Source organism: Amycolatopsis sp. cmx-11-32 (assembly GCF_047608695.1).
Lineage (GTDB): Bacteria > Actinomycetota > Actinomycetes > Mycobacteriales > Pseudonocardiaceae > Amycolatopsis.
In genome coordinates this window covers 640618-662689 of sequence record NZ_JADNQN010000004.1, presented here as the reverse complement: position 1 = coordinate 662689, position 22072 = coordinate 640618, and the positions used below count along the sequence as shown (strand labels likewise).

General features: G+C 68.2%; 20 protein-coding genes and 1 pseudogene. 10 read left to right on the top strand and 11 right to left on the bottom strand.

What is annotated here, in order from left to right:
* Nucleotides 1-3 precede the first annotated feature (3 nt).
* Entirely contained in the window at nt 4-543 is a 540-nt protein-coding gene (locus ACM6LR_RS15655) for an O-acetyl-ADP-ribose deacetylase (RefSeq protein ID WP_414943999.1), read from the top strand.
* Nucleotides 544-838: 295 nt separating this feature from the next.
* Here ACM6LR_RS15655 and ACM6LR_RS15650 read toward each other — a convergent pair whose 3' ends face one another.
* The 3 genes from ACM6LR_RS15650 to ACM6LR_RS15640 all read right to left on the bottom strand — a co-directional run bounded on the left by ACM6LR_RS15650 (nt 839) and on the right by ACM6LR_RS15640 (nt 4716).
* Nucleotides 839-1819, bottom strand: coding sequence for a TolB family protein (locus ACM6LR_RS15650; protein WP_414943998.1), 981 nt, complete (start codon nt 1817-1819; stop codon nt 839-841).
* Nucleotides 1816-3051 (bottom strand): MFS transporter, encoded by a 1236-nt coding sequence (locus ACM6LR_RS15645; RefSeq protein WP_414939232.1) that lies wholly within the window; start codon nt 3049-3051, stop codon nt 1816-1818. Before ACM6LR_RS15645 ends, ACM6LR_RS15650 begins: the two co-directional genes overlap by 4 nt.
* Before the next feature lie 75 nt (nt 3052-3126).
* Nucleotides 3127-4716: a discoidin domain-containing protein gene (locus ACM6LR_RS15640; RefSeq protein WP_414939233.1), complete on the bottom strand. Its 1590-nt coding sequence runs from the start codon at nt 4714-4716 to the stop codon at nt 3127-3129.
* Between the two features lie 133 nt (nt 4717-4849).
* Between ACM6LR_RS15640 and ACM6LR_RS15635 the strand changes: the two genes are divergently transcribed.
* On the top strand, nt 4850-5494 hold the full coding sequence (locus ACM6LR_RS15635; RefSeq protein WP_414943997.1) for an HAD-IA family hydrolase: 645 nt from the start codon (nt 4850-4852) through the stop codon (nt 5492-5494).
* 4 nt (nt 5495-5498) lie between these two features.
* Here the strand turns inward: ACM6LR_RS15635 and ACM6LR_RS15630 are convergent, their stop codons facing one another.
* The gene (locus tag ACM6LR_RS15630; RefSeq protein ID WP_414939235.1) at nt 5499-5966 is read right to left on the bottom strand and encodes an NUDIX domain-containing protein; all 468 of its coding nucleotides are present in this window, start codon (nt 5964-5966) and stop codon (nt 5499-5501) included.
* Nucleotides 5967-6108: 142 nt separating this feature from the next.
* Between ACM6LR_RS15630 and ACM6LR_RS15625 the strand changes: the two genes are divergently transcribed.
* Complete coding sequence (locus ACM6LR_RS15625; RefSeq protein ID WP_414943996.1) at nt 6109-6543, top strand: DoxX family protein; 435 nt, start codon at nt 6109-6111, stop codon at nt 6541-6543.
* A gap of 195 nt (nt 6544-6738) precedes the next feature.
* Entirely contained in the window at nt 6739-7164 is a 426-nt protein-coding gene (locus tag ACM6LR_RS15620) for a DoxX family protein (RefSeq protein WP_414939237.1), read from the top strand.
* Between the two features lie 187 nt (nt 7165-7351).
* Here the strand turns inward: ACM6LR_RS15620 and ACM6LR_RS15615 are convergent, their stop codons facing one another.
* The 5 genes from ACM6LR_RS15615 to ACM6LR_RS15595 all read right to left on the bottom strand — a co-directional run bounded on the left by ACM6LR_RS15615 (nt 7352) and on the right by ACM6LR_RS15595 (nt 11915).
* Nucleotides 7352-7957: a GTP-binding protein gene (locus ACM6LR_RS15615; protein ID WP_414939238.1), complete on the bottom strand. Its 606-nt coding sequence runs from the start codon at nt 7955-7957 to the stop codon at nt 7352-7354.
* Nucleotides 7938-8309 (bottom strand): DUF742 domain-containing protein, encoded by a 372-nt coding sequence (locus ACM6LR_RS15610; RefSeq protein WP_037306798.1) that lies wholly within the window; start codon nt 8307-8309, stop codon nt 7938-7940. Before ACM6LR_RS15610 ends, ACM6LR_RS15615 begins: the two co-directional genes overlap by 20 nt.
* Entirely contained in the window at nt 8306-8716 is a 411-nt protein-coding gene (locus tag ACM6LR_RS15605; RefSeq protein WP_076162557.1) for a roadblock/LC7 domain-containing protein, read from the bottom strand. Before ACM6LR_RS15605 ends, ACM6LR_RS15610 begins: the two co-directional genes overlap by 4 nt.
* Complete coding sequence (locus tag ACM6LR_RS15600; RefSeq protein WP_414943995.1) at nt 8717-11221, bottom strand: nitrate- and nitrite sensing domain-containing protein; 2505 nt, start codon at nt 11219-11221, stop codon at nt 8717-8719. It abuts the gene before it with no gap.
* Between the two features lie 394 nt (nt 11222-11615).
* Nucleotides 11616-11915 carry a hypothetical protein gene (locus tag ACM6LR_RS15595; protein ID WP_414939240.1) on the bottom strand — a complete coding sequence of 100 codons (300 nt, stop codon included), beginning with the start codon at nt 11913-11915 and terminating at the stop codon, nt 11616-11618.
* 226 nt (nt 11916-12141) lie between these two features.
* Here ACM6LR_RS15595 and ACM6LR_RS15590 point away from each other — a divergent pair, with 226 nt between their 5' ends.
* The 3 genes and pseudogenes from ACM6LR_RS15590 to ACM6LR_RS15580 form a co-directional block, all read left to right on the top strand.
* On the top strand, nt 12142-12687 hold the full coding sequence (locus ACM6LR_RS15590; protein WP_414944041.1) for a TetR family transcriptional regulator C-terminal domain-containing protein: 546 nt from the start codon (nt 12142-12144) through the stop codon (nt 12685-12687).
* Between the two features lie 247 nt (nt 12688-12934).
* Nucleotides 12935-14788, top strand: a complete 1854-nt coding sequence (locus tag ACM6LR_RS15585; protein ID WP_414939241.1) for an AMP-dependent synthetase/ligase — start codon at nt 12935-12937, stop codon at nt 14786-14788.
* A gap of 124 nt (nt 14789-14912) precedes the next feature.
* Nucleotides 14913-15312 (top strand): annotated as a pseudogene (locus ACM6LR_RS15580) (maleylpyruvate isomerase); the annotation flags it as partial.
* Here ACM6LR_RS15580 and ACM6LR_RS15575 read toward each other — a convergent pair.
* Nucleotides 15309-16202 carry an SDR family NAD(P)-dependent oxidoreductase gene (locus tag ACM6LR_RS15575; RefSeq protein WP_414939242.1) on the bottom strand — a complete coding sequence of 298 codons (894 nt, stop codon included), beginning with the start codon at nt 16200-16202 and terminating at the stop codon, nt 15309-15311. The pseudogene ACM6LR_RS15580 and the gene ACM6LR_RS15575 overlap by 4 nt on opposite strands.
* A gap of 371 nt (nt 16203-16573) precedes the next feature.
* Here ACM6LR_RS15575 and ACM6LR_RS15570 point away from each other — a divergent pair, with 371 nt between their 5' ends.
* Nucleotides 16574-17788 carry an MFS transporter gene (locus ACM6LR_RS15570; RefSeq protein WP_414939243.1) on the top strand — a complete coding sequence of 405 codons (1215 nt, stop codon included), beginning with the start codon at nt 16574-16576 and terminating at the stop codon, nt 17786-17788.
* Nucleotides 17789-18188: 400 nt separating this feature from the next.
* Here the strand turns inward: ACM6LR_RS15570 and ACM6LR_RS15565 are convergent, their stop codons facing one another.
* Entirely contained in the window at nt 18189-18395 is a 207-nt protein-coding gene (locus ACM6LR_RS15565) for a hypothetical protein (RefSeq protein ID WP_414939244.1), read from the bottom strand.
* A 66-nt stretch (nt 18396-18461) separates the two neighbouring features.
* Between ACM6LR_RS15565 and ACM6LR_RS15560 the strand changes: the two genes are divergently transcribed.
* Nucleotides 18462-19685: a GGDEF domain-containing protein gene (locus ACM6LR_RS15560; RefSeq protein ID WP_414939245.1), complete on the top strand. Its 1224-nt coding sequence runs from the start codon at nt 18462-18464 to the stop codon at nt 19683-19685.
* Nucleotides 19686-19892: 207 nt separating this feature from the next.
* Complete coding sequence (locus tag ACM6LR_RS15555) at nt 19893-22070, top strand: phospholipase A2 (protein ID WP_414943994.1); 2178 nt, start codon at nt 19893-19895, stop codon at nt 22068-22070.
* The last annotated feature ends 2 nt before the right edge of the window (nt 22071-22072 follow it).

The following is a 22072-nucleotide window of genomic DNA, read 5'->3' as shown; positions in this document are numbered from 1 at the left end:
GTCATGAGGATCGAACTGGTCGAAGGCGACATCACCCAACAGCGGGTCGACGTCGTGGTCAATGCCGCGAACTCGTCCCTGCTCGGCGGCGGCGGGGTGGACGGCGCCATCCACCGCCGCGGCGGACCGGAGATCCTCACCGAATGCCGGGCGCTGCGCGCGGGGCACTACGGCAAGGGACTGAAGACCGGAGAGGCGGTCGCCACCACGGCGGGCCGCCTTCCGGCGCGCTGGGTGGTGCACACCGTCGGGCCGGTGTGGTCCGACTCCGAAGACCGCTCCGCGCTGCTGGCGGCCTGTCATCGCAACTCGCTGCACGTGGCGGCCGACCTGGGTGCGCACACCGTGGCGTTCCCCGCGATCTCGACCGGGATCTACCGGTGGCCGATCGAGTCCGCCGCGGAGATCGCCCTCGAAACGGTGGTGAACACGCTGTCGGCCGGGGCCAGTTCGGTGGAGCTGGTGCGGTTCGTGCTGTTCGGGAAGGCGGCCTACGACGTGTTCCGAGAGCAGGCGGACGCGCTGGGCGTGGCCCGCTCGTGAGTGGTTGCCTGCCGAAGGTCCGTGAAGGCCCCCTTCCTTTGCGCTAGGCGCAGGGTCCCGGCAAAGTTGCAGAGCCGCTGGTCAGCGCTGCTGTTGGTAATCCGGACTCATTATCGCTAGTGACCCCGCGACGATGAAGGAATGGGACACTCAACGTCCCCATTCTTTCATCGTCGGCCTCATACAGCGAACGATTACCGCCTGGCCTGCAAGACCGCGCTTTGCCGGGCCCCTGGCGCTAGGCGCAAGGAAGGGGGCCTTCATGTACTTGGGGACGTGTAAAGGTCGAGGCCCACTACACACCCGCCGGCGAAGCACCCAGCGTGACCAGTTCCCGCGCCGCCCCGCTCCCGTCCGCGGGAACCGCCCAGATCCCCGACTCCAGCCCGTAAGCCACGGTTCGGTCATCGAGCCAGGCGGCCTGGTCGTCCACGCTCCGCGTCTCGGCCAGCATGGTCTCCCTGCCGGACGCCAGATCGAGCACGGCCAGCCGCCACGGCGCCGCGAGATCGGCGGAGACCCGCTTCTTGAAAGCGATCCGCTTCCCGTCCGGCGAAAGTGACGGGCACTCGACGTTCTCCCGGATCATGTTCGCGCTGTACTTCTCGTAGTCCGCCTCGACCAGGTAGGTCTTCCCCTTGGTTCCGACGGTCGCGTAGAACCGCTTGCCGTCGGGGGCGAAGGTGATCCCCCAGTAGTTCACGTCGGACGAGTAATACTGCTTGCCGTCGAGGAACAGTGCCATCTCCTCGACGCTCTTCAGCAGCTGCCCGCTCGACAGGTCGAGGATTCCGGCCCTGGTCGAAAACCCTGTCTCCGCATAGGAATCACCGTTGACGAACAGCGTCCAGTAGACGAGTTCGCCGTCCGGCGAGACCCGGCCACGGCTGGGCGTGCCCGGCAGTTCGACCCGGCGGATCTCGTTCAGGTCCTTGTCCAGCACGATGACGTCGGTCATCGGCGGCAGCACGCCCGGCTGCGCGGCCAGGCAGAGTGCCGTCCCCGCCGAGGCGGCGAATCGGTCGCAGCTGAGTCCGGCCACCTTCCGTACCTCGCCGGGCCGGTCGACGGGCACCGTGGCGAGGTGGCCGAAGTCGGGACCCTCGGCGGTGTTGCGGAACAACAACTGGCCCGGAGACTGCACGGAGACCTGCCCCGACACGACGGCGACGGCGTTGACGCCCGGACCGCGATCCCGCGAAAGGATACCGTACCCGACGGCTGCCGCGACCAGGACGACGACCGCCGCTGCCACGCCAAGGATCCGCCCCTTCATGCGGATGTCCTCAGTGGACGGATCACGGCGGCCGCGACGACCACGACGGTTAGTGTGCCCGCGGCCACCATGACCGCGGCGTGCAGATCCCAAGCCGTCCAAGCGAGTCCGAAAAGGACGGACGCGAACATCCGGGTCGTCGCCTGCCCGGTCTGCACCAGTGCCAGCCCGCTCGCTCGCTGGTGTTCGGGCAGCAGTGGCCCGGCGGCGGCCATCAGGACACCGTCGGTCGCGGCGTAGAAGACACCGTGCAGGATCAGCGCCAGCACCGCGAGCACGCCGCCGTCCACCGGTCCGAGCAGCGCCAGCAGGGCGGCGACCAGCGCGAGGTGCCCGCCGAGGAAGACCTTCCAGCGGCCGACGCGGTCCGAAAGCCTGCCCAGGGGAACGGCGAGCAGCAGGTACACACCGGCGGTTCCCAAGGGCAGCAAGGGAAAGAAGACGGCGCCGAGTTCCCACCGCCGCTGCAGGACGAGGTACAGGAACGAGTCGCTGAGGGTGACCAGGCCCAGCAACGCGGCCCAGACACAGATGCGGCGGAACGGCGCCTGCCGGATCAACCCCGCGGTCTCCCGCAAGGAGACCTTGTGCCGCTCGGCTCGCGACGTCGGCTGATGGTCCTTGACCAGCACCACCAGGATGATCACGCCGATCGCGGCGATGCAGAAGCTGGTGAAGAACACCGAGTCGTAGCTGCCGAGGCTGAGCCACAGCACGGCCATCGCGACCAGCGGGCCGAGGAACGCGCCGAAGGTGTCCATCGCCCGGTGTACGCCGAACGCGCGCCCGAGGTGCTCGGGGTCACTGCTCAAGGTGATCAGCGCGTCCCGGGGCGCGGTCCGGACGCCCTTCCCGGTGCGGTCGGCCGCGAGCACCGCCCCGATCGCGACGGTGGACGAACCGGCCAGCATCAGGCCGATCTTGCCCAGCGCGGAAAGCCCGTAACCGAAGCAGGCGACCGCCTTCAGCCGCTGCCACCGGTCGGCGAGGTGCCCGCCGAGGAGCCGGACCACGGCGGTGACGCCGGAATAAAGGCCGTCGAGCACGCCGAACTGCAGCGGGCTCAGGCCGAGACCGAGGACGAGATAGAGCGGGAGGACCGCGGTCACCATCTCCGATGAGATGTCGGTGACCAGGCTGACCAGGCCCAGCGCGACGACGTTCCCGGTGACGGCCCGTTTGATGCCCCCTTTCGGCACGTCTGGCGCAGCCCTGGCGGTGGCGATGTACATGGGAGACCTCCTACGCCGCGAGGAGGTGCCGGGACGCCGCGCACACGCCCGCGCCCCGGCACCCGATCGCGTGGATCAGTGGCAGGTGTAGGTGGGCGAGGAGTCGATGGTCTTGCCGTCGAGGCCGATCAACTGCGTCGAGAAAGCGTTGTCCGACATGTTCAGCTTGAGCACACCGAAGGTCGAGATCGCCTTCGCCGTCGCCGGATGCTCGGTCTTGACCGGGTACAGCGTCATCCCGCCGCCACCGCCGATGATCTGCACCGGGCCGTTCGGATCCTTGGCCCCACTGGCGTTCTGCGGGAAGAACCGCTCGTAGTGGTGGTCGTGCCCGTTGAGCACCAGGTCGACCTTGCTCTTGACCATGGTCTCCCAGAGCGTGGCCATCTTCGGGTTGTCACCGTGGTCACCCGAGGTATAGCGCGGGTGGTGGTAGTACGCGGCGACGCAGGGCTTGGTGTTCTTCGCCAGGTCCTGCTTGATCCAGTTCAGCTGCTCGTCGCTGACGGCGTTCGCGGCCAGCCCCGGCGAGAACTCCGTGCTGTCGATGGCCACGAAGTGCCAGTTGCCCATTTCCCAGCTGTAGTAGGTCTTCCCGTTCGGCGTCGCGATCTTGCCGAAGTACTTCTTGTAGGCGCCCAGCGGGGTGTGGTCGTAGGTCTCGTGGTTGCCGGGGACCGGGTGCATGATGTTCTTGTACTTGCCCCAGGTCTTGTCGAAGTAGTTCGTGAAGTCCTCGATGTGGGCGTCGTCGTACTGGTTGTCGCCCATGGTGATCACCGCGGCCGGGTTCATCTGCCCGACCAGGTTGGCGGTCTTCGGGTGGATGCACGAGGACGAGGACGCGGTGCACTGGTCCGCGATGTCACCCGCGGCGGCCAGCACGAACGACGAACCGCCGCCCGCTTGCGTGGTCGCCTGGATCTGGTTGCTGGCACCCGAAGTGTTGCCCGCGGCGTCCTTCGCGCGGACGGTGTAGGTGTACGCGGTCGCCGCGCTCAGGCCACTGTCGGTGTAGGACGCCGTTTCCGATGTGCCGACGACCTGACCGTTCCGGAGCACCTCGTACGCGCTGACGCCGACGTTGTCCGTCGACGCCGTCCACGTCAGGTCCACTGTGGACGAAGTGACGGAACCGGCTTTCAGGTTCGTGGGCGCGGTGGGCGCCTGGGTGTCACCGGAGGAGTCCGAGGTCCCGTAAACCTGCATCTCCCAAAGGGAGTAGCCGTAACTGGTGGCGCGCTTCGTCGCGACGAGACGCAGGTAGCGGCCGCGGGCGGACAGACCGGTGAGGTCGTCGGTGCCGCCGTTGCCGTTGGTGACGGACTTGACTGAGGTCCACGCCGAGCCGTCGTTGGAGACTTCCAGCTTGTACGCGGTGGCGTACGCCGCTTCCCAGTTCAGCTTGACCCGGTTGACGGCGGAAGGGCCGCCGAGGTCGACGCGGATGAACTGCGGGTCCGCGCCTTCGACGCTCGCCCAGCGAGTATTGGTCTTCCCGTCGACGGCCAGCGGGCCGCCGTACTCGGCGGACTCCACCGAGGAGACCAGTACGGGTTTACCCTGGGACAAAAGGACATCGGCGGCCTGCGCGTTGCCGCTGAGCAGCGTCGGCAACAGGATGATCGCCGCGCCGAGTGGTAGTAGTCGGGTTCGGGCCTTCACATCGATCTCCCCGGGAATCCGTGGCGGCGGGTTGAGAGGGACGGGTGCGCGGCGCTTGTTCGTTTGGTAACTTTCCTAACGAACGCGTACGGTAATCCGTCCCCCTCAGTGCGTCAAGACGTAGACTCGTCCCATGACCGGCGCTCTGATCTTCGACTTCGACGGAACGCTGGTCGACACGGAAGCCGCCGTCCTCGCGGCCTGGCAAGAGACCTTCCGGCAGCGCGGCGGCGAACTCCCGCTGGCGGTCTGGCACACCGTCATCGGCACACAGCACACCGCCACCGCGATGTTCGAGCTGCTCGCGAAGGACGGCGAGGAACTCGACACGCTCGCGATCCGCACCGGCGTCCGCGCCCGGGTCACCGAACTGCTGGAATCCGAGGGACCGCGTCCCGGCGTCCAGGAGTACCTCGACGACGCGAAAGAGCGAGGCCTCCGGCTGGCCATCGCGTCGAGTTCGACCGGTGACTGGGTCACCACGCAGCTGAACCGGCTCGGCCTGGCGGACTCGTTCGAGGCCGTCCTCACCGGAGACCTCCACGAGGCGAAGCCGAGCCCGGACCTCTATCTGGCCGCGCTCGCGGCACTGGACCTGCCGTCGTCCGAGGCGATCGCGTTCGAGGACTCACCGCACGGCGTCACCGCGGCGAAGGCCGCGGGACTCACGTGCGTCGCGGTACCGAACGCGATCACCGCGGTGCTGAACTTCGACCACGCCGATCTCGTACTGGGATCACTCGCCGACAAACCACTCAGCGCGTTGCTTGAGGGGTAAGGCCTCAGCCGTTGAGCAGCTCACCCAGCCGGGCGAGGAATGGGCGCTGGCCCTTGAGGAGCTTCTCCTCCGCTTCGGCGAGCCCGAACCAGGCGGCCCTGTCGACCTCCGGGAACTCCTGCGTCCGGCCCGACCTCGGCGGCCACTCCATCTCGAAGGTGCCCGGCACGACCTGAGCCGGGTCGAGGTCGCCTTCCACCGCCCAGACGGTGACGACCTTGCCGCCGGACTGCTTCACCTCGCCCAGCGGGAAGTACTCCCCCTCCGGCGCCGGGAGCCCCAGCTCCTCGGCGAACTCGCGGCGCGCGGCCGCCTCCGGCGCCTCGTCCGGCTCGTACTCGCCCTTGGGCATCGACCAGCCGCCCGCGTCCTTCTTCGCCCAGAACGGCCCGCCCATATGCCCGAGCAGCACCTCGGTCACCACACCCGACCTGCGGAAGAGCAGGATCCCGGCACTCGTCTTACCCGCCATGGCATCCAGTCTGACGCTGCTCCGAACGAGTGATGTGACCGGCCCACGAAAAAAGTCTCCGCCCGGGTGTCGATTCGCGTCGGGCCCGTCCGACGCGTTGTCAGAAGCCGCCCGACAGACTTTCCCGGAAGGACCGGAAACCATGACGCAGACCATCACCCCCGCCCAGACCACCACCACCCCGCGTGCCACGAAGCTCCAGGGTGCGATCCAGTCGGCCGTGCGGATCGTCGTCTCGTTCCTGTTCCTCTGCCACGGCTTGCAAGGATTCGGATTCTTCGGCGGTGTCGACGGTGCCGGTGGCGCTGTCGAACTCGGCTCCTGGCCCGGTTGGTACGGCAGCGTGATCGAGGTCGTCGGCGCCGCGCTGGTGCTGGCGGGCCTGTTCACCCGCCCGGTCGCGGTGCTCCTCTCCGGCGTCATGGCCTTCGCCTACTTCACCGTCCACGCACCGGAAGGCCTGCTGCCGCTGCTGAACATGGGCGAGCTGTCCGCCCTCTACTGCTGGATCTTCCTGCTGATCGCCGCGATCGGCCCCGGCACCTTCGCCCTCGACACCCTGCGCCGCCGTCGCTGATCGAAATCGCCGAGGCCTCTTTCCTGGAATGATTCCAGGAAAGAGGCCGATTTCGCGTTCTCGTTCATTGCGGCGTTGTTAAATCAGGGCATACCACGGAATTACCCCCCGAAAGAAAGTTCCCTGCCGATGGGGGTATCCGGCATCCTCATTCCCATCAATGGTTTAGACCACCTTGAGCCGGAAGGATGCGTCATGACCCAGACAGCCACCGCCACGACCACCGAGATCGGCCAGACCCCCGCCAAATGGCAAGGCCTGGCCCTCTCCGTCGTCCGCGTAGTGGTCGCGTTCCTGTTCCTCTGCCACGGCCTGCAGAAGATGGGCTTCTTCGACAAGGCGGCCGTCCCGGTCGGCACCTGGCCGAGCTGGTACGCCGGAGTGATCGAGGTGGTCGGCTCGCTGCTGATCCTGGTGGGCCTGTTCACCCGCCCGGTCGCGGTCCTGCTTTCGGGCACGATGGCCTACGCGTACTTCGTCGTCCATCAGCCCGACGCGCTGCTGCCACTGCAGAACAAGGGTGAGATGGCGGCTTTGTACTCCTGGATCTTCCTGCTGTTCGCGGTGGTGGGTCCGGGCACCTACGCGCTCGACACACTGCGCCGCCGTCGTCGCGGCTGAGCCTCAATGCCGCGGTGGGCTTCAGGTCCAGATCGGGGCCAGGTCCGTGAAGGCCACTTTCACGGACCCAGGGTCCCTCAAGGAGCCCTTCACGGACTTCTCGCTACAGGCCCCGCCGATGCCATGAACGGTCCGTTACTTGCAAATTTTGCAAGTAACGGACCGTTCATGGCACTTCAAAGAGGCGTCAGCGGCCCTGCGGCAGCCCGGCCGCCAGGTCGGACAGCGCGAGCACGTGCTCCATCAGCACGGTCAGCACCTGCTTCGTCGAATCGCGTTCCCGCGCGTCGCACAGCAGCAGGGGGACGTCCATGCTGACGTCGAGCGCCTGCCGGACCTCCTCGGTGCCATAGCGATACGCGTCGTCGAAGCAGTTCACGGCGACGACGAACGGCAGTCCGCGGCGCTCGAAGAAGTCGACGGCCGCGAAGCAACTGTCGAGCCGTCGGGTGTCGGCCAGCACGACGGCGCCGAGAGCGCCTTCGGCCAGTTCGTCCCACATGAACCAGAACCGGTCCTGTCCCGGCGTACCGAACAGGTACAGAATCAGCTCGGGGTTGATGGTGATCCGGCCGAAGTCGAGGGCGACCGTGGTGGTCGTCTTCTTCTCGACACCGGTGAGGTCGTCGACGCCCTCGGACGCCGCGGTGATGACCTCCTCGGTGCGCAGCGGGGGGACCTCGCTGACCGAACCGACCATCGTGGTCTTACCGACCCCGAACCCGCCGGCGATGAGGACCTTGACCGCGTTCGCGGTCAAGGATCGCCGGGGCTCAGAGTTTCCGGATGCCATCAAGAACCGCCTGGAGTACGTGTTTGTTGGGGGTGTCGGTGACCGGTGTCGCGGTGCGGAAGAGCACGAGGTTCTGTTCGATCAAATCGCTCAGCAGCACCTTCACCACCGGCAGCGGCAGATCGATGCGCGCGGCGACCTCCGCGACGGAGGTCGGTCTCTGGCACAGGTTGAGGATCCGCCCGTACTCCGGCTCGAAGCCGGCGACCTCGTGCGCGGTGCGCATGGCGACCACCAGGGTGATCAGGTCGAGGCCGATCGTGTCCGAGCGGGTGCGCCCGCCCGTGACCGCGTACGACCGGACCAGCGGACCGGCCTCGTCCTCGAACCACGACTCGTGCCGCCCGCTCATGGCGACAGGGGAGTCGCGGCGCGGGGCGCCGAAGTGAGCACCGCGCCGACCCGCTTGACCATCAGGTTCATCTCGTAGGCCACGAGGCCCATGTCCGCGTCTTCCTTGGCCAGCAGCGCCAGGCAAGCGCCCCGGCCCGCCGCGGTGACGAACAGGAAGGCGTGGTCCATCTCGACCATGGTCTGGCGGACGTTGCCGCCGCCGAAGTGCCGTCCCGTGCCCCGCGCGAGGCTCTGGAACGCCGACGCCACCGCGGACAGGTGCTCACCGTCCTGCTCCGACAGGTTGCCGGACTTTCCGATGAGCAGGCCGTCGGCCGAGAGGACCACCGCCCGGTCGGCACCGCTGACCCGCTTGACCAGGTCATCCAGCAACCAGTCGAGTTCACTGACTCCTGCGTTGGCCATCTAGTCACGATCTCCGTACATGTCGAGGTCGGTGTAGTCGTCGGTGGGTTCGGTGTCCCGGCCGCGGCGCGTCCCCTGCTGGAACGCGGCGAGGCGGTTCCTGGCCAGCTCGGGAGTGTCCTCGCGGACCTCCTCGCGCTGGGCGGCAGGCCGGTCCTCCATCAGCTGGGGAACCAGGTTCGTCTGACGGCGGCGCTGCGGCAGCGGTGGCCTGCCGGGCGCCTCGGGGCCGGGTCGCCGGGTCTGCGGCGGACGGCCGTCCTGCGGTCGGGAATCGGCGGCCGGTGGCCAGGCCGGCGGCTGCACCGGCTGCGGCCGGGCCTCGGCACGCGCGGGCTCCGAGCGCATCGGCTCAGGCCGGGGCGTCTCAGGCCGCGGCACGCGCGGACGGCGCGGGGGCAGCGGCGGCAACGCGGCGCCGGGCTGCTCCGCCCTCGGCTGCGGCTGCTCCTGGGGAGCCACCGGCATCGGCACCGGGAGTTCCGGCCGCTCGGCGGGGAACTCGGTGCGGTGACGGGCACGACGGCCCGGGAGCAGCGGCGCGGCGTCCGGCACCTCGGTGCTCTCGGGGTCCACCTCGTCCTCCGGCTGATCAGACGGGACCGGCGCGAGCAGGTCGGTGCGGACGAGCACGATGGCCCTGGTGCCGCCGTATGCGGACTCGCGCAAGTGCACGGAGATCCCGTGGCGTGCGGCGAGCCGCGCGACCACGAACAGGCCCAGCCGTGGCTCGGTCGACAACGCCATGATGCCGAAGTCCGGCGGATCGGCCAACATCGCGTTCAGCTCGGCGGCCTGCTCCGGCTCGATCCCGAGGCCCTGGTCCTCGACCTCGATCACGACACCCTTGCCGACCACGTTGCCGCGCAGTTCGACCCGCGACTGCGGCGGGGAGAACGAGGTGGCGTTGTCGATCAGCTCCGCGAGCAGGTGCACGAGGTCGCCGACGACCGGGCCCTGCACCGCGATCGCGGGCATCTTCGCCGTCTTCACCCTGGCGAAGTCCTCGGTCTCGGCCGAGGCACCACGGGTCAGCTCGGCCAGCGTGACCGGCTTGCGCCACTGACGGCCTGGCTGGCCGCCGCCGAGAATGATCAGGTTTTCCGCGTTGCGGCGGGCACGGGTGGAGAGGTGGTCCAGCTGGAAGAGCGTCTCCAGCTGCTCCGGGTCTTCCTGCTTGCGCTCGGCCTGTTCGAGCACCTTGAGCTGGCGGTGCACGATGACCTGGCTGCGGTGCGCGATGTTGAGGAACACCTTCTTGGTGCCCTCACGGGTCCTGGCCTCTTCGACGGCGGCCGCGATGGCGGTCTGCTGCGCCTTGTTGAAGGCCTCGGCGACCTGGCCGATCTCGTCGTCGCCGTGGTCGAGGAAGTGCCCCTTGTCGTCGAGGTCGACGGGTTCGCCCGCGCGGACCCGGTCCACCAGTTCGGGCAGCCGGGTCTCGGCGACGTCGAGGGTGTCCTCGCGCAGCCGGGCCAGCCTGCCGATGAGCCGGTTGGACAGCCGCAGGGCGATGATGAACACGCCGATGGCCACGAGCAGCGCGATGGCGGCGGCGATGGCCGAGGTGATCAGCGTCCGGTCCGCCTCGTCGATGGCCTCGGTGGTGGCGGCACCACTCTGCTCGACGAAGCCGCGCATCATGGCGTCGCCGACGCCGCGGGACGACTGCAGCCAGAGCTGCTCGGGCACCGGGAGGGTGGCCTTGCTGTTCTGCAGGAACGTGTTCTCGACCGTGTTGACGGCCTTCCACGGATCGCTCGCGACGAGCTGGTCGAACTTCGCCTTCACGTCCGGGCGCATCCGCGAAACGGACGACTCGAGCAGCGAGCGGTACGAACCGACCTGGCTGACGTAGGCGCGGTAGGTCTCGTCGGTGAACCCGCCACCGGCGACTGCCGCGGCGGCGAGGGAGTTCGCGCGCTGCAACTGGTCGATCGCGGTGAACAGCGGCACCGCGGTGATGCGCTGGTAGGCGTTCTCCGCGTTCGGCGCGTCCTGCGCGAGCCCCGTCAGCCCTTCGACGAACTGGTCGAGGATCTGGTTGTAGAAGGTGAAGGCGTCCAGCAGGGGCAGCTGGCCGGAGTCTGCCGACTGCCGGATCTGCGGCATCTTCTGGAACAGCCCGTTCACCGTGGCGATGGTGCGCTGCACGCTGTCGGGCGAGTCGCCGATGAACTTCTGGAGGTGCGTGACGACGCCCTGGGTCGCGGCGTCGGTCTTGGCGCGCTGCTCCACGAGGGTCGCGTGCTGCGAACGGTCGCCGGCGAGTTCGCGCAGCGTCAGTCGGCGCTCCTCCTGGATCTGGGCGAAGAACGGGACGGAAGGGGCTTCCGAGTCACGGATCCGCTGCGCGTAGTCACGGCCATTGACCGCGTCGGAGATCAGGTACCCGCCGATCGCGAGACCGACGAGCATCAGCGCGATGCTGGGAATGAGCGCGATCGTCAGAACGCGCGAACGAATCGAAGAGCCGCGGCCTCGTCGAAGGGAATTCTGCTTCACCGTGGTCCGTTTTCCTTCCGGCAGTTATTGGTGTCGGGTCGCCGGGGATCTCATACCCGCGGGATCCGATAGCCGGATCAACACAGCGTGGTCCGCTCCGCCCGCGAAGACGCTAGGAGACCCAAACGGGTGAGTCAAGTCCGAACGCGAAGGGTAGTCACATATCGCCGTGACCAGCTGACGAAGGGTCGCCGGACCTCGAAAGTCCACCACATGGACAGAAACACCCCGACAAGTGACCCGCCAGTAGATCACCTGCCGGTTTACCGCAGTCAGCGGCTTGACCGGCACTCATCGGACTCGATCAAGTAACAGCCTGTCGCACTCCTGTCTCGGCTGAAAAGTCGACGAAAACTACGCGCCGTGACCTCGCTCACGATTTCGGGGGAGGGCTTCACATACCGTTCGGTTTGCGAACGACTTCACCCCGGAGGAAGGCGGCCGTAAGGCCGTTCGATCCGCGAAATCGAGAATTGCCGGCGTTTATCGCCGGTGCATCGAAATGATCTTCACCGGCGGGGCCGAGCTCGTCCTCGAGGAGCACGTCGACCCTCCTGGACGCGGCCCGGAGCGTCCGGACGCCCACCCAGCACAACGTCACCACCCCGCAGACCAGGATCACGACGAGCGCCGTCTCGACCGGATAACGCGAGCCGAATTCGTTGAGCAGGAAACCGGAAGCGACACCGAACACGGCGACGGCGGTATAGGCGATCAACACAATCCCCTCTTTCTCCAGGCGCCGTTGCCCGCGTCTCGCCGCTGAGCCGAGCGACGCGGGTTTCCCTTACGCCACAGGGGAAAGGTCTACGTCACACTCGCGGCGAGAGCGAACATCGAGACTAACAGCGGATTCGCGAAAGACCGTCTCGTCTCCCCCGACGGGGCGAGGTGATCACCTTTTTGCCACCGGTTCCTGAATCAGCTTCACCATTCGCGCGGTTGCGCGTCGGCCATGGCAGCCGCGCCCGCCCGCCGCTCCGCGGCCAAAGACCGCCTTTGAAGACGGCGGCGAGGATCGTCGCGGCCGAGGTCGGCCGGGCGCCCTTCTACCACACTTCCCCGGCAAGGAGGACCTGGTCCGCGCCTACCTCGGGTTCTTCGCCGCCGCGGGGGACGAGAAGTCAGAACCTTCGAAAATACTCGAAATCCTCGGGGTCGTCGAGGAGATCTGCGCGCCGGGCTTCCGTGGCTGCCCGTTCACCAACGCGGCCGCCGAGTACCCGGATCCGGAGCACCCCGTGCGGAAGGTCGTGCGCGAACACCGGACGTGGCTCCGCGACTCGATCGCGGAGATCGTCGGCGCGACAGGGCACCCGGCCCCCGAAGCCGCCGCGCGGGAGCTGACCCTGCTGCGCGACGGCGCCATGGCCGGCGGCTATCTCGAAGACGCCGCCGAGGTGCGCGAGAGCCTCGCGCACGCCGCCCGCTCGGTGCTCAGCTCCGGAGTTCCCGAAGCGTCGTGACGGCGCGAAGCCGTCTGCCCGATCGAACGCGTTTCGCTTGTGCGCCAAGGGATCGGCCGCGCCGAGGTGGTCGAAGCCGGTCACGGTGGTCATCGTCGGCGAGAGCGCTCCGGAAGTCCGCGACTGACGTGATGGAACCGGAAAAGGTGGACATTTCGCGTAGCGCAACCGTGGCCGCGATTCTCTATCCACCACTGACCAGAGCCCTTACAGTGGGCCTGATCAGGCAGCATCGAGGAGGCCAGCGTTGACCAACCAGCCGACCGTCGCCGAGCAGATCGAAGGCCAGACCATCCCCGCCCTGCTTCACCGCAACGCCCAGGAGTTCGGTGACCTGCCCGCGGTGACGTCACTCGACATCGAGGGCAAGCCGACCTTGAACTGGCGTGAATTCCGCACCGCCATCGCCGAGGTGTCGCGCGGGCTCGCCGGGCTCGGGCTCGGCTCCGGCGACCGGATGCTGATCATGGCGCCGAGCAGTCCCGAACACCTGATCGCCGACCTCGCCGCGGCCCATCTCGGCGCGATCCCGTGCACCGCGTACGCGACGCTCAGCCCGGAGCAGATCGGGTTCGTCGCCCGGCACAGCGCCGCCGGCGTCGTCGTACTCGCCGGTGCCGACGAACTCGGCCGCTGGTCCCAGGTTCTCGACGACCTGCCCGCGCTGCGGCACATCGTCCTGCTCGACGCGTCCGTGATTCCCCATGGCGACAAGCGTTTCCTGTCGTTCGCCGACCTGCGAGCGGCGGGCGCGGAAGCACACGCCGCCGATCCGGAGGCGTTCGAGACGGCATGGTCCGCGATCGGCCAGGACGACCCGTTGTCGATGATCTACACCTCCGGCACCACGGGCGACCCCAAGGGTGTCGTGCTGTCCCACCGCAACGCGATCTACCAGGCCGCCGCCGTCATGAGGCTGCACGAGTCGCCGATGCACGCCACGAACATCGCCTACCTGCCGCTCGCGCACATCGCCGAACGCGAACTGTCGATCTACATGCCGATCGTGTGGGCCGGGCACGTGCACACCGTCGGCGACCCGACCGCCGTCGTCGGCGCGCTGGGCCAGGTGCACCCGAAAAGCTTCTTCGGTGTCCCGCGGGTGTGGGAAAAGATGGTCGCGGGCCTGAAGAACCTGCTCGGATCGCTGCCGGAAGACAAGCGGAACGGGCTGATCGGCGCCAACGAACTGCTGCAGCAGGGCTACAAACTGCGCAGCGACGGCAAGGAGGTCCCGCCGGAACTGGCGGAGAAGATCGCGCAGACCGACGCGGCCGCGCTCGCGCCGATACGGGCCATGCTGGGCCTGGACCAGGTCGAAGTCGCCTCCAGTGGTGCCGCCGCGCTGCCGGTGGAGATCCTTTACTTCATCGCCGGGCTCGGCGTCGAAATCCAGGAGGTCTGGGGCCTGTCCGAGACCACTGGCGCGGTCACGTCCAACACACTGTCGGCGTTCAAGGCGGGCTCGGTCGGGAAGCCGCTGGAAGGCATCGAGGTGAAGGTCGCCGAGGACGGCGAACTCCTCGTCCGCGGCGCGATCGTGTTCCTCGGTTACCTGCAGGAAGACGGCTCGATCAAACCGGACGTCGACGCCGACGGCTGGCTCGCCACCGGCGACATCGGGACGATCGACGAACGCGGCTTCGTCACGATCACCGACCGCAAGAAGGAACTGATCATCACCTCGAGCGGCAAGAACATCGCCCCGACGAAGATCGAAGGACTACTCAAGGAGCACCCGCTGATCGGCCAGGCCGTCGCGATCGGCGAGAAGCGGCCCTACGTCACCGCGCTGATCATCGTCGACGAGGAGATCGCCCCCGGCTGGGCCACCGCGAACGGCATCCAACTCACCGAAGGCGAATCGCTCGCCGACAACGCGCAGGTGCGCGCGGAGATCCAGAAGGCCGTCGAGGCCGCGAACGCGCGGCTGGCGCGGATCGAGCAGATCAAGCGGTACCACGTGATCCCGAAGGCGTGGACGCCGGAGAGCGGCGAGGTGACCCCGACGCTGAAGCTGAAGCGGCGGATCATCAACGACCGGTACGCGCCCGCGATCGCGGACCTCTACGTGGCCGGCGCTCCCGCCGCCGGTTCCTGAGCGAGCGGCCCCCACCCCCCAAGTCCGTGAAGGACTCCTTGAGGGACCCAGAGTCCCTCAAGGAGTCCTTCACGGACCCGCCACCCGACGGCACGTGGCCTCCGCCGGGACCGGTTCCGGAAAGGTGATCGTGCGTCTCGCCGCCGCGTACCAGGAACCCCGGCTCCTCAAGTTCCACCTCGACGACGTCGGTTCCGCCGCGGGCCGACCTCGCCGACCCCGGGATGCGGGTCACCACCCGCGACGTCGTGCTCAGCGCGGGTGACTTCCTGTCCGCGTACGTCCTGGAATGGACGCTGCACCACCTCGACCTCGTCGCGCACCTGCCGCACCTCAAGGGCCCGGCCGAAGACAGCCTCGCGAAGACAAGGCGGATCCTGGAGCAGCGCACCGGGGAGCAGTTCCCGGCGTCGTTCTCCGACACGGACGCGCCGCTGGTCGGCACCGGACGCCGCGAGCCGGCCGGTGCGGAGAAGGCCGAGTTGGGCGAACTGGCCGCGAAGCTGCCGTTCGTTGTCGGCTAAGCGGTCCGGGTCGACTCCGTCCACTTGCGCAGCCGGGGTGGGACACGCTTCTCGAGACCGTAGTTCTCCAGGTGCGCGCTGAAGACCTCGTCGAAGGCGCGCTGCACGGTCTCGGTGTCCCACACCGGCCGCTCGAGGATGGGTTGTTTCAGGTACGGCTGTCCCATGACGTGCAGTTGCGGCCCGTTGCAGCGGATCATCTGCCCGGTGATCCCGTCGGAACCGGCACCGAGCAGGAAGAGCACGACCGGCGCGATCCGCGACGGGGTCCGGTCCGGCGGGCAGGCTCGCAGCGACCGTTCGGACTTCCACACCATCCGGGTATGCGCGAGCGGGCAGACCGCGTTCACCCGGATCCCGCTCTCCTCCAGGTCGAGCGCCCAGGAGTAGGTCAACGAAGCGACGGCGCCCTTGCTGGCGGCGTACACCCCCAGTTTGCGCTGCCCGAGCGACGCCCCGGACGAGATGTTGACGATCGAACCCGGCTTGCCGCGCGCGACCATCGCCTTGATCGCGGCGAGACCGGTGTACATGACACCGAGGACGTTCACCTCGACCAGTTCGCGGGCCTGCTCGACGTCGTCCTCCCACGGAAACGCCTCGTAGTTCAGCCCCGCGTTGTTGACCAGCCCGTCGATCGCGCCGAACTCGGTGAGACAGAGGTCGACGATCTCCTGCGCCTGCTTCGGATCCGCGACGCTGTGCCCGCTGGCGACCGCCCGTCCACCGAACCGGCGGATGTTCTCCGCCGTCCGGTCGGCCAACGCGACATCGATGTCGTTGACCACGACGGCCCCGCCCGCCCTCGCCACGTGCACCGCGAACGCCTCACCGAGACCCTGACCCGCCCCGGTCACGACGACGGCCTTGTCGTCGAGCAAACCGTTCATCGCCTTCACCCCTTTTGCCCGGCCGGCCTCCACCTCCAGACCGGTCTCCCCTCAGTGTTGACCCATTCGGCCCAGCCGCAGCTCCGGCGGCGGCGAACGGCGGGCGGGCTGCGCCGAGCGAGTGCGGAGCGATCGGCGCGCAGATACTCGCGGACGAGTCGAACCAGCGTCACTCACCGCTCAGAAGGCGTAGCTCGATCGGCCTAACAGGCGAAGGATCGGCCGGTCTTCTGTTCGTCTCCCTGTAGCCGGAGGCATACTGAACGTTGAACGGCGGGGTATGAACTGTGACTCCCTCGACGGCCTCGTAACAGAGCAGGCAAGAATGCGAGAGAGCTAAGTTCACCCGATCGGGGGGAGGTGGTCACCCAGTGAAGACGAACGCGGCGCCGCGGATGACCGCCGCCCTCGCGAACCGCGAGTTCCGCGCCCTCTGGCTCGCCGAGGTGCAGTCCCTGATCGGGGACCAGCTCACCATCGTCGCGCTGGCGATCCTCGTCTACGACCGCACCGGTTCCGCGCTGCTCTCGGCGGTGGTCTATTCGCTGACCTTTTTGCCTGCCTTGGCCGGCGGCCTCGGCCTCTCCCAGCTGGCCGACCGCTACCCGAGGCGCACCGTCCTCGTCTTCTCGTCGCTGATCCAGGCGGTGCTGATCGCGATCATGGCGATCCCCGGCACCCCGCTCGCCCTGTTGTGCGGGCTGGTGGTGCTGGCGCGGCTCGCGAACGCGCCCGGCAACGCGGCACAGAACGCGCTGGCCCGCGAGGTGTTCACCGACGACGACCTCTATCTCAAGAGCCAGGACCTCCGCGGCATCTCCACCAACACCGCCATGCTGCTCGGCCTGGCGGGCGGCGGCCTGCTGGTGTCACAGGTCGGGGCGAGCTGGGCGCTGGCGCTGGACGCGGCGACGTTCCTGCTGAGCGCGGCCGTGGTCCGCTTCTCCGTTTCCCGGCGGGCGGCGGCGTCCGACGGCGGCGACAGCTGGTTCGGCGCGGTGAAGCAGGTGTTCGGCAACCGTCACCTGCGGGTACTGGTCTGGTTCTCGTGGCTGGTCGGCCTGGCCGTGATCCCCGAGGGGCTCGCCGCGCCGCTCGCCGCGGAGATGGGTGTCGGGAAACAAGCCGTTGGCTGGCTGTTGGCGGCCGATCCGCTGGGATTCGTGATCGGCGCGTTCCTGCTGTCCCGGTTCGTCTCCGCGGAACAACGGAGGAAGCTGCTGGGTGTGCTCGCGGCCCTGCCGATGGTCGCCCTGATCGCCTTCGCGCTCAAACCGGGTCTGATTCCGGCGTTGCTCCTGCTGGCGGCGGCGGGTGCCGCGGGGGCGTACCTGATCACGGTGAGCGCCACGTTCATCACCTGGGTCCCGAACGAGCTACGGGGCGGTGCGGGTGGGGTGTACCGCACGGGATTGCGGGTGGCTCAAGGAATAGGGGCGGGACTCGGCGGGCTCGCCGCCGATCGGCTCGGAGCCGCGACCTCGGCCATCGCGCTGGCAGGCGTGGTCGGCCTGCTGCTGGCCGTACTGGTCGCGCTCAGCTGGGGGCACCTCAACGGATCCAGCCCGGAACCGCTGCTGTCATGACGAATCCACACTGGACGACCCCCGGGGCGGCGTGGCCGCCCGGCGGGTTCGTACTCGGAATTCTCGACGGGACACTGCTTCGACGCTCCGATCATCAACACCGGGTCCTTCGACGCCGGGGTAAAAAGAAACGACTCTCGATCAGAAGTCACGGCTCGACACTGTCACACACCTCCTGGCCACCTCGTCGCTGCGAACTAATACCTTGCCCGGGCTTAGAAGTCACGACTGGACACTATCCGTCACCCCTTCCGCGTCGCGTCTCGAAAAACATTCAGCTGTCAAGATCAGAAATCACGGGACACGATTGCCACCTCCGGTCCTCGTTCGGGGGCACCCTTGCCGGTGTCGAACAACTTATGCGATGGGATGATACCGGCCGTGGAATACGAACGGTGTCTCAGTCGGTACCGGTGAGATTACTCAGCCGTGCCGTCCGCGCGGAAAGAGGTAGCAATTGCCAGCCGAGTCCGGTGACCGCCGCCAGCGCGGCGACGGCACCGGCGACCTTGACGAGCGAGCGGCGGCGGCCGAGAGCGGTGCACCGGTGACCGAAGGCGGGCGATCGAGCCCGGAAGGTGACCAGGCCGACCCGCCGCAGCGCCATCCCTACGATCCCAGGGCCTGGGCGCTGTGGCAGCGGCCGAAGCGTTTCATCGCGTTCCTTTTCGCCATGGAGGCGATCGGAATCGCGATCATGGTCGTCGCGACAACGCATTCCGCTACCCCAGAAAGAATCGACTGGGTTCGTTTCGCGATTCTCGCCGTCGGCGCCACGGCGCATATTCAGTTCACCCAGCGGCAAGAAGAAAGACGGCGCGATCGCAGCCGCACCGTTCTCATCGACCTCACCGCCGTGTGGACATTTCCGGCCGCGGTCATCCTGCCGCTTTCGCTGACGCTTTCCATCATCGCGCTCGTCCGAATCCAGCATTGGTTCATCGCCCGGCGGCCCGCGCACAACTTCGTGTTCTCGTCGGTCACCCACGGCGTTTCGGTGACGTTGGCGTCGCTCACTTTCGCCGCGTTCGGCCCACATGAATGGGGGCGGATTTCCGACTGGGGCACCCTCGGCGAGTTCGGTGTTCTGATCATCACCGGACTGGTCTTCGAGGCGGTACAGATCGCCTACATCGGCGGCATCCTCGCGATCGGTTCACCAAAGCGGCCGTCGATGTCGACCGTGCTCGGCAATAGGGCGGACAACCTGCTGGAGGCCATCACGATCGGCCTCGGCGCGGTCACCGCGGTGCTGCTGTTGATCATGCCACCGATGGTGATCGTGATGGCCGTGGTGACGGTGGTGTTCAACCGTCTCGCCGAGATCGACCAACTGCAAAACGACGCGCGGACGGACCCGAAAACCGGCGTTCTCAACATGCGCGGATGGTCGGAGTCGGCCGATCGGGCGCTCGGCAGGACTGCCCGATCGGACGACAACCTGGCCCTTCTGATGATTGATCTCGATCACTTCAAGTGGATTAACGACACATATGGACACCCCGCGGGCGACGACGTCCTCCGCGATGTGGCACGGAAATTGGACGAGGTCACCCGGCCCGCCGACGTCATCGGCAGGTTCGGGGGCGAGGAATTCCTCGTACTTCTGCCGGATATCGACGAAACTTCGGCGAAACTGGCCGCCGAGCGAGTGCGCAGCGCTATCGCCGAACTGCATATAGTGACTACCGACAAAAGGGGCAGCCGCGTCACCATCTCGGGCCGTACCACCTCCATCGGGGCGGCCCTATTACCTCGTCACGGTGAATCACTGGAGGAACTCCTGCACGCCGCCGACGCCGCCGTCTACGTGGCCAAGGAGAACGGCAGGAACCAGGTGCGGTTCGCCCAGGACAGGGACCGGCCCGTTCCTCCGCCGCCCACCGCCGAGGACTGAACGCGACCATTCCCTCCCCGAGTACGTGAATCGTCACCGAGTCCGTGAAGGACTCCTTGAGGGACCCAGAGTCCCTCAAGGAGTCCTTCACGGACTTTCACTCGCGCCTCAGTGACCCCACTGGTCACCGCCATCAGGGCACCCGGTGGGTGTTCCCGGGGGTTGTCCGGATGTCGGCATCGATCGGCGGATGGCACCCTGGACGCCATGCCAGCGACAGCCGACCTCGACCGACCGCCTGCCCGGATCCGGCGGCCATGGTCGACTTCGGGCTGGTTACTGCTGGTCACGGTGCTGGTGTTCGGTTTCGGCCTGATCGCGTCGCGGCCCGCGTCGCCGCCGGACCATGGGCCGCCGGCGGGTGACCTCCTCGCCGCCCAGAACGCGGTCGACGCGCTGGTGCGGCCTGGCCCGGTCGAGAACGTCATCGCCGAACTGCCCGCCGACTTCACCGCGGTCAGCGGGATCACCCCTGGAGTGATGACCGCGCGGGACGGCACCGTGCGCGCCGTCCACACCGACGGTGGCTGCTCGGCGCCCTGGGGCGACGACAACACCAAATGGGACTACGCCGTCCCCTGCAGGGCCCACGACCTCGGTTACGACATCCTCCGCTACGCCGAGCGCAAGGGGCACCCGCTCGGCCAGGAGGCGAGGTCCGCGCTCGACGACCGGCTCTCGGCCGACATGCACCACGCCTGCGTCATCAACCCGATGGACTCGCGCGGCACCTGTGAGGTCGTCGCCTCCCTCTACACCGCCGGTCTCGTGCTCAACTCCTGGCATCAGCGCTGGGGTCCGCCGGTCGGCGATCCGCTCGGCCCGATGATCGTCGGGGTGCTGGTGGTCGGCGCGCTGCTGGTGTTCCGCCTCCGCGGCTGGGTCCGCATCCGCCGGACCGTCGTCACCCTCCCCCGCGAGCCGCGTCCGGTGGTCCCGGTCGGCCGATGGGCGTTGCTCGGGGTCGCCGGTGTCGTACTGATGTTGCTCGGCGAATCCGCCGTCGCGCTCGCGCACTGGGCGGGGGCGCCGGAGCGGTCGCTGTGGCCGTTCACCTGGCTCGCCCAGCTCTGTCCGCTGATCTTCTTCGCGGTGGGCCGGATCAACGAGGCGGGCTGGCGATCGATCCGCGCGACCGGCGGCCGCTATCCGCAGTACCTCGCCGACCGCGCGAGCCCGCTCCTGCGCCCGGCGCTGATCTTCGCCGTCGTCGCGCTGGGAGTCCCGCTCGCGCTGGAGGTGCTGGGGATCCCGACCGGCACGAACGCCACGGTCATGCGGATCGCGCTGCACCCGCTCTGGCTGCTCGGCGTCTTCCTGCTGGCCGTCGTGCTCGCGCCGGCGCTGCTGATGCTGTACCGCCGGACGCGGACCGCGTCGGTCGCCGGGCTGCTGACACTGATTTTGGCGAGCGAGGCGGCGGCGCAGTGGTCGGGCTCGGCCATCCCGCGCATCGCGGAGACGTTGTTCCTCGCCCTGTTCGTCCAGCAACTGGCGTTCGCCCACGCCGACGGCGTCCGCCTGCCGCGTGGCGCGCTCGTGGCGACGGCGTTCACCGGCGTCACCGGGCTGGGCATCGCGGTCGCCGTCCGCGGTGAAGGACCCATGCTGCTCGGCGGTCCCGGCGCCCCGGCGGCGCTGTCGGGGCCGCCGTGGGGCGTGCTCCTGCTCGGCCTGGTCCAGCTCGCGGTCCTCGGCCTGCTCGCCCGGCCGCTGGCCAGGCTCGGTGAACGTCCCGCGATCGCCGCCACCGCTCACCTCGTCCTCCGCGCCCCGATGAGCCTCTACCTCGGCTTCCTGTCCGCGATGCTGCTGCTCGTGGCGGTCGTCTACCTGCCGGGCCCGTTCGTGGACGGTCTCAGCTGGCTGGCCCGGCCGAGGGTCCTGCTCGCGCTCGCTCTGCTGGGCGTCCCCGCCGTCCTCGTCTTCTGGTGGTTCGAACGCCACCGGAACACTCAACCGCGTGGACCGCAGCAACGGGTGGTCGACGAACCGGGCCCGCGCGCCGCGCTGTTCTGCCGCGCCGCGGCGACGGTCGGGATGGCGTACGCGATGCTCGGGGTGTTCGGTTTCGCGCTGGCCCGCTTCGGCGGCGCCTCGGCCGACGCGGACCTCCTCGGGCTCCGGCTCGGGCCGGTCCAGAGCCTGGCCAATCTGCTGCTCGGCGTGTACCTGCTCCACACCGTGCGGAACGGCACCAGCCGGATGACCGGGACCTGGCTGGTCTGTGCGGTCGCGTGCGCGCCGCCGCTGATGGGCGCTCTGGACGGTAAACAGGTGAGCACCGCCTCCATCGCGCTGCCCATCGCGACGATCGTCGTCGCGATGCTCGCGGCGGCCGCCACGCTGGTCCCGGCCCGCGCGGCCCGACGCGTTCTTCCCTGAGC

Coding starts and splice junctions, on each gene's coding strand:
- ACM6LR_RS15555 (WP_414943994.1), top strand. CDS start 19,893: ATGCCAGCGACAGCCGACCTCGACCGACCGCCTGCCCGGATCCGGCGG.
- ACM6LR_RS15565 (WP_414939244.1), bottom strand. CDS start 18,395: ATGGCGCTGCGGCGGGTCGGCCTGGTCACCTTCCGGGCTCGATCGCCC.
- ACM6LR_RS15645 (WP_414939232.1), bottom strand. CDS start 3,051: ATGTACATCGCCACCGCCAGGGCTGCGCCAGACGTGCCGAAAGGGGGC.
- ACM6LR_RS15610 (WP_037306798.1), bottom strand. CDS start 8,309: ATGAGCGGGCGGCACGAGTCGTGGTTCGAGGACGAGGCCGGTCCGCTG.
- ACM6LR_RS15635 (WP_414943997.1), top strand. CDS start 4,850: ATGACCGGCGCTCTGATCTTCGACTTCGACGGAACGCTGGTCGACACG.
- ACM6LR_RS15655 (WP_414943999.1), top strand. CDS start 4: ATGAGGATCGAACTGGTCGAAGGCGACATCACCCAACAGCGGGTCGAC.
- ACM6LR_RS15560 (WP_414939245.1), top strand. CDS start 18,462: ATGGAGGCGATCGGAATCGCGATCATGGTCGTCGCGACAACGCATTCC.
- ACM6LR_RS15605 (WP_076162557.1), bottom strand. CDS start 8,716: ATGGCCAACGCAGGAGTCAGTGAACTCGACTGGTTGCTGGATGACCTG.
- ACM6LR_RS15625 (WP_414943996.1), top strand. CDS start 6,109: ATGACGCAGACCATCACCCCCGCCCAGACCACCACCACCCCGCGTGCC.
- ACM6LR_RS15575 (WP_414939242.1), bottom strand. CDS start 16,202: ATGAACGGTTTGCTCGACGACAAGGCCGTCGTCGTGACCGGGGCGGGT.
- ACM6LR_RS15615 (WP_414939238.1), bottom strand. CDS start 7,957: ATGGCATCCGGAAACTCTGAGCCCCGGCGATCCTTGACCGCGAACGCG.
- ACM6LR_RS15620 (WP_414939237.1), top strand. CDS start 6,739: ATGACCCAGACAGCCACCGCCACGACCACCGAGATCGGCCAGACCCCC.
- ACM6LR_RS15650 (WP_414943998.1), bottom strand. CDS start 1,819: ATGAAGGGGCGGATCCTTGGCGTGGCAGCGGCGGTCGTCGTCCTGGTC.
- ACM6LR_RS15630 (WP_414939235.1), bottom strand. CDS start 5,966: ATGGCGGGTAAGACGAGTGCCGGGATCCTGCTCTTCCGCAGGTCGGGT.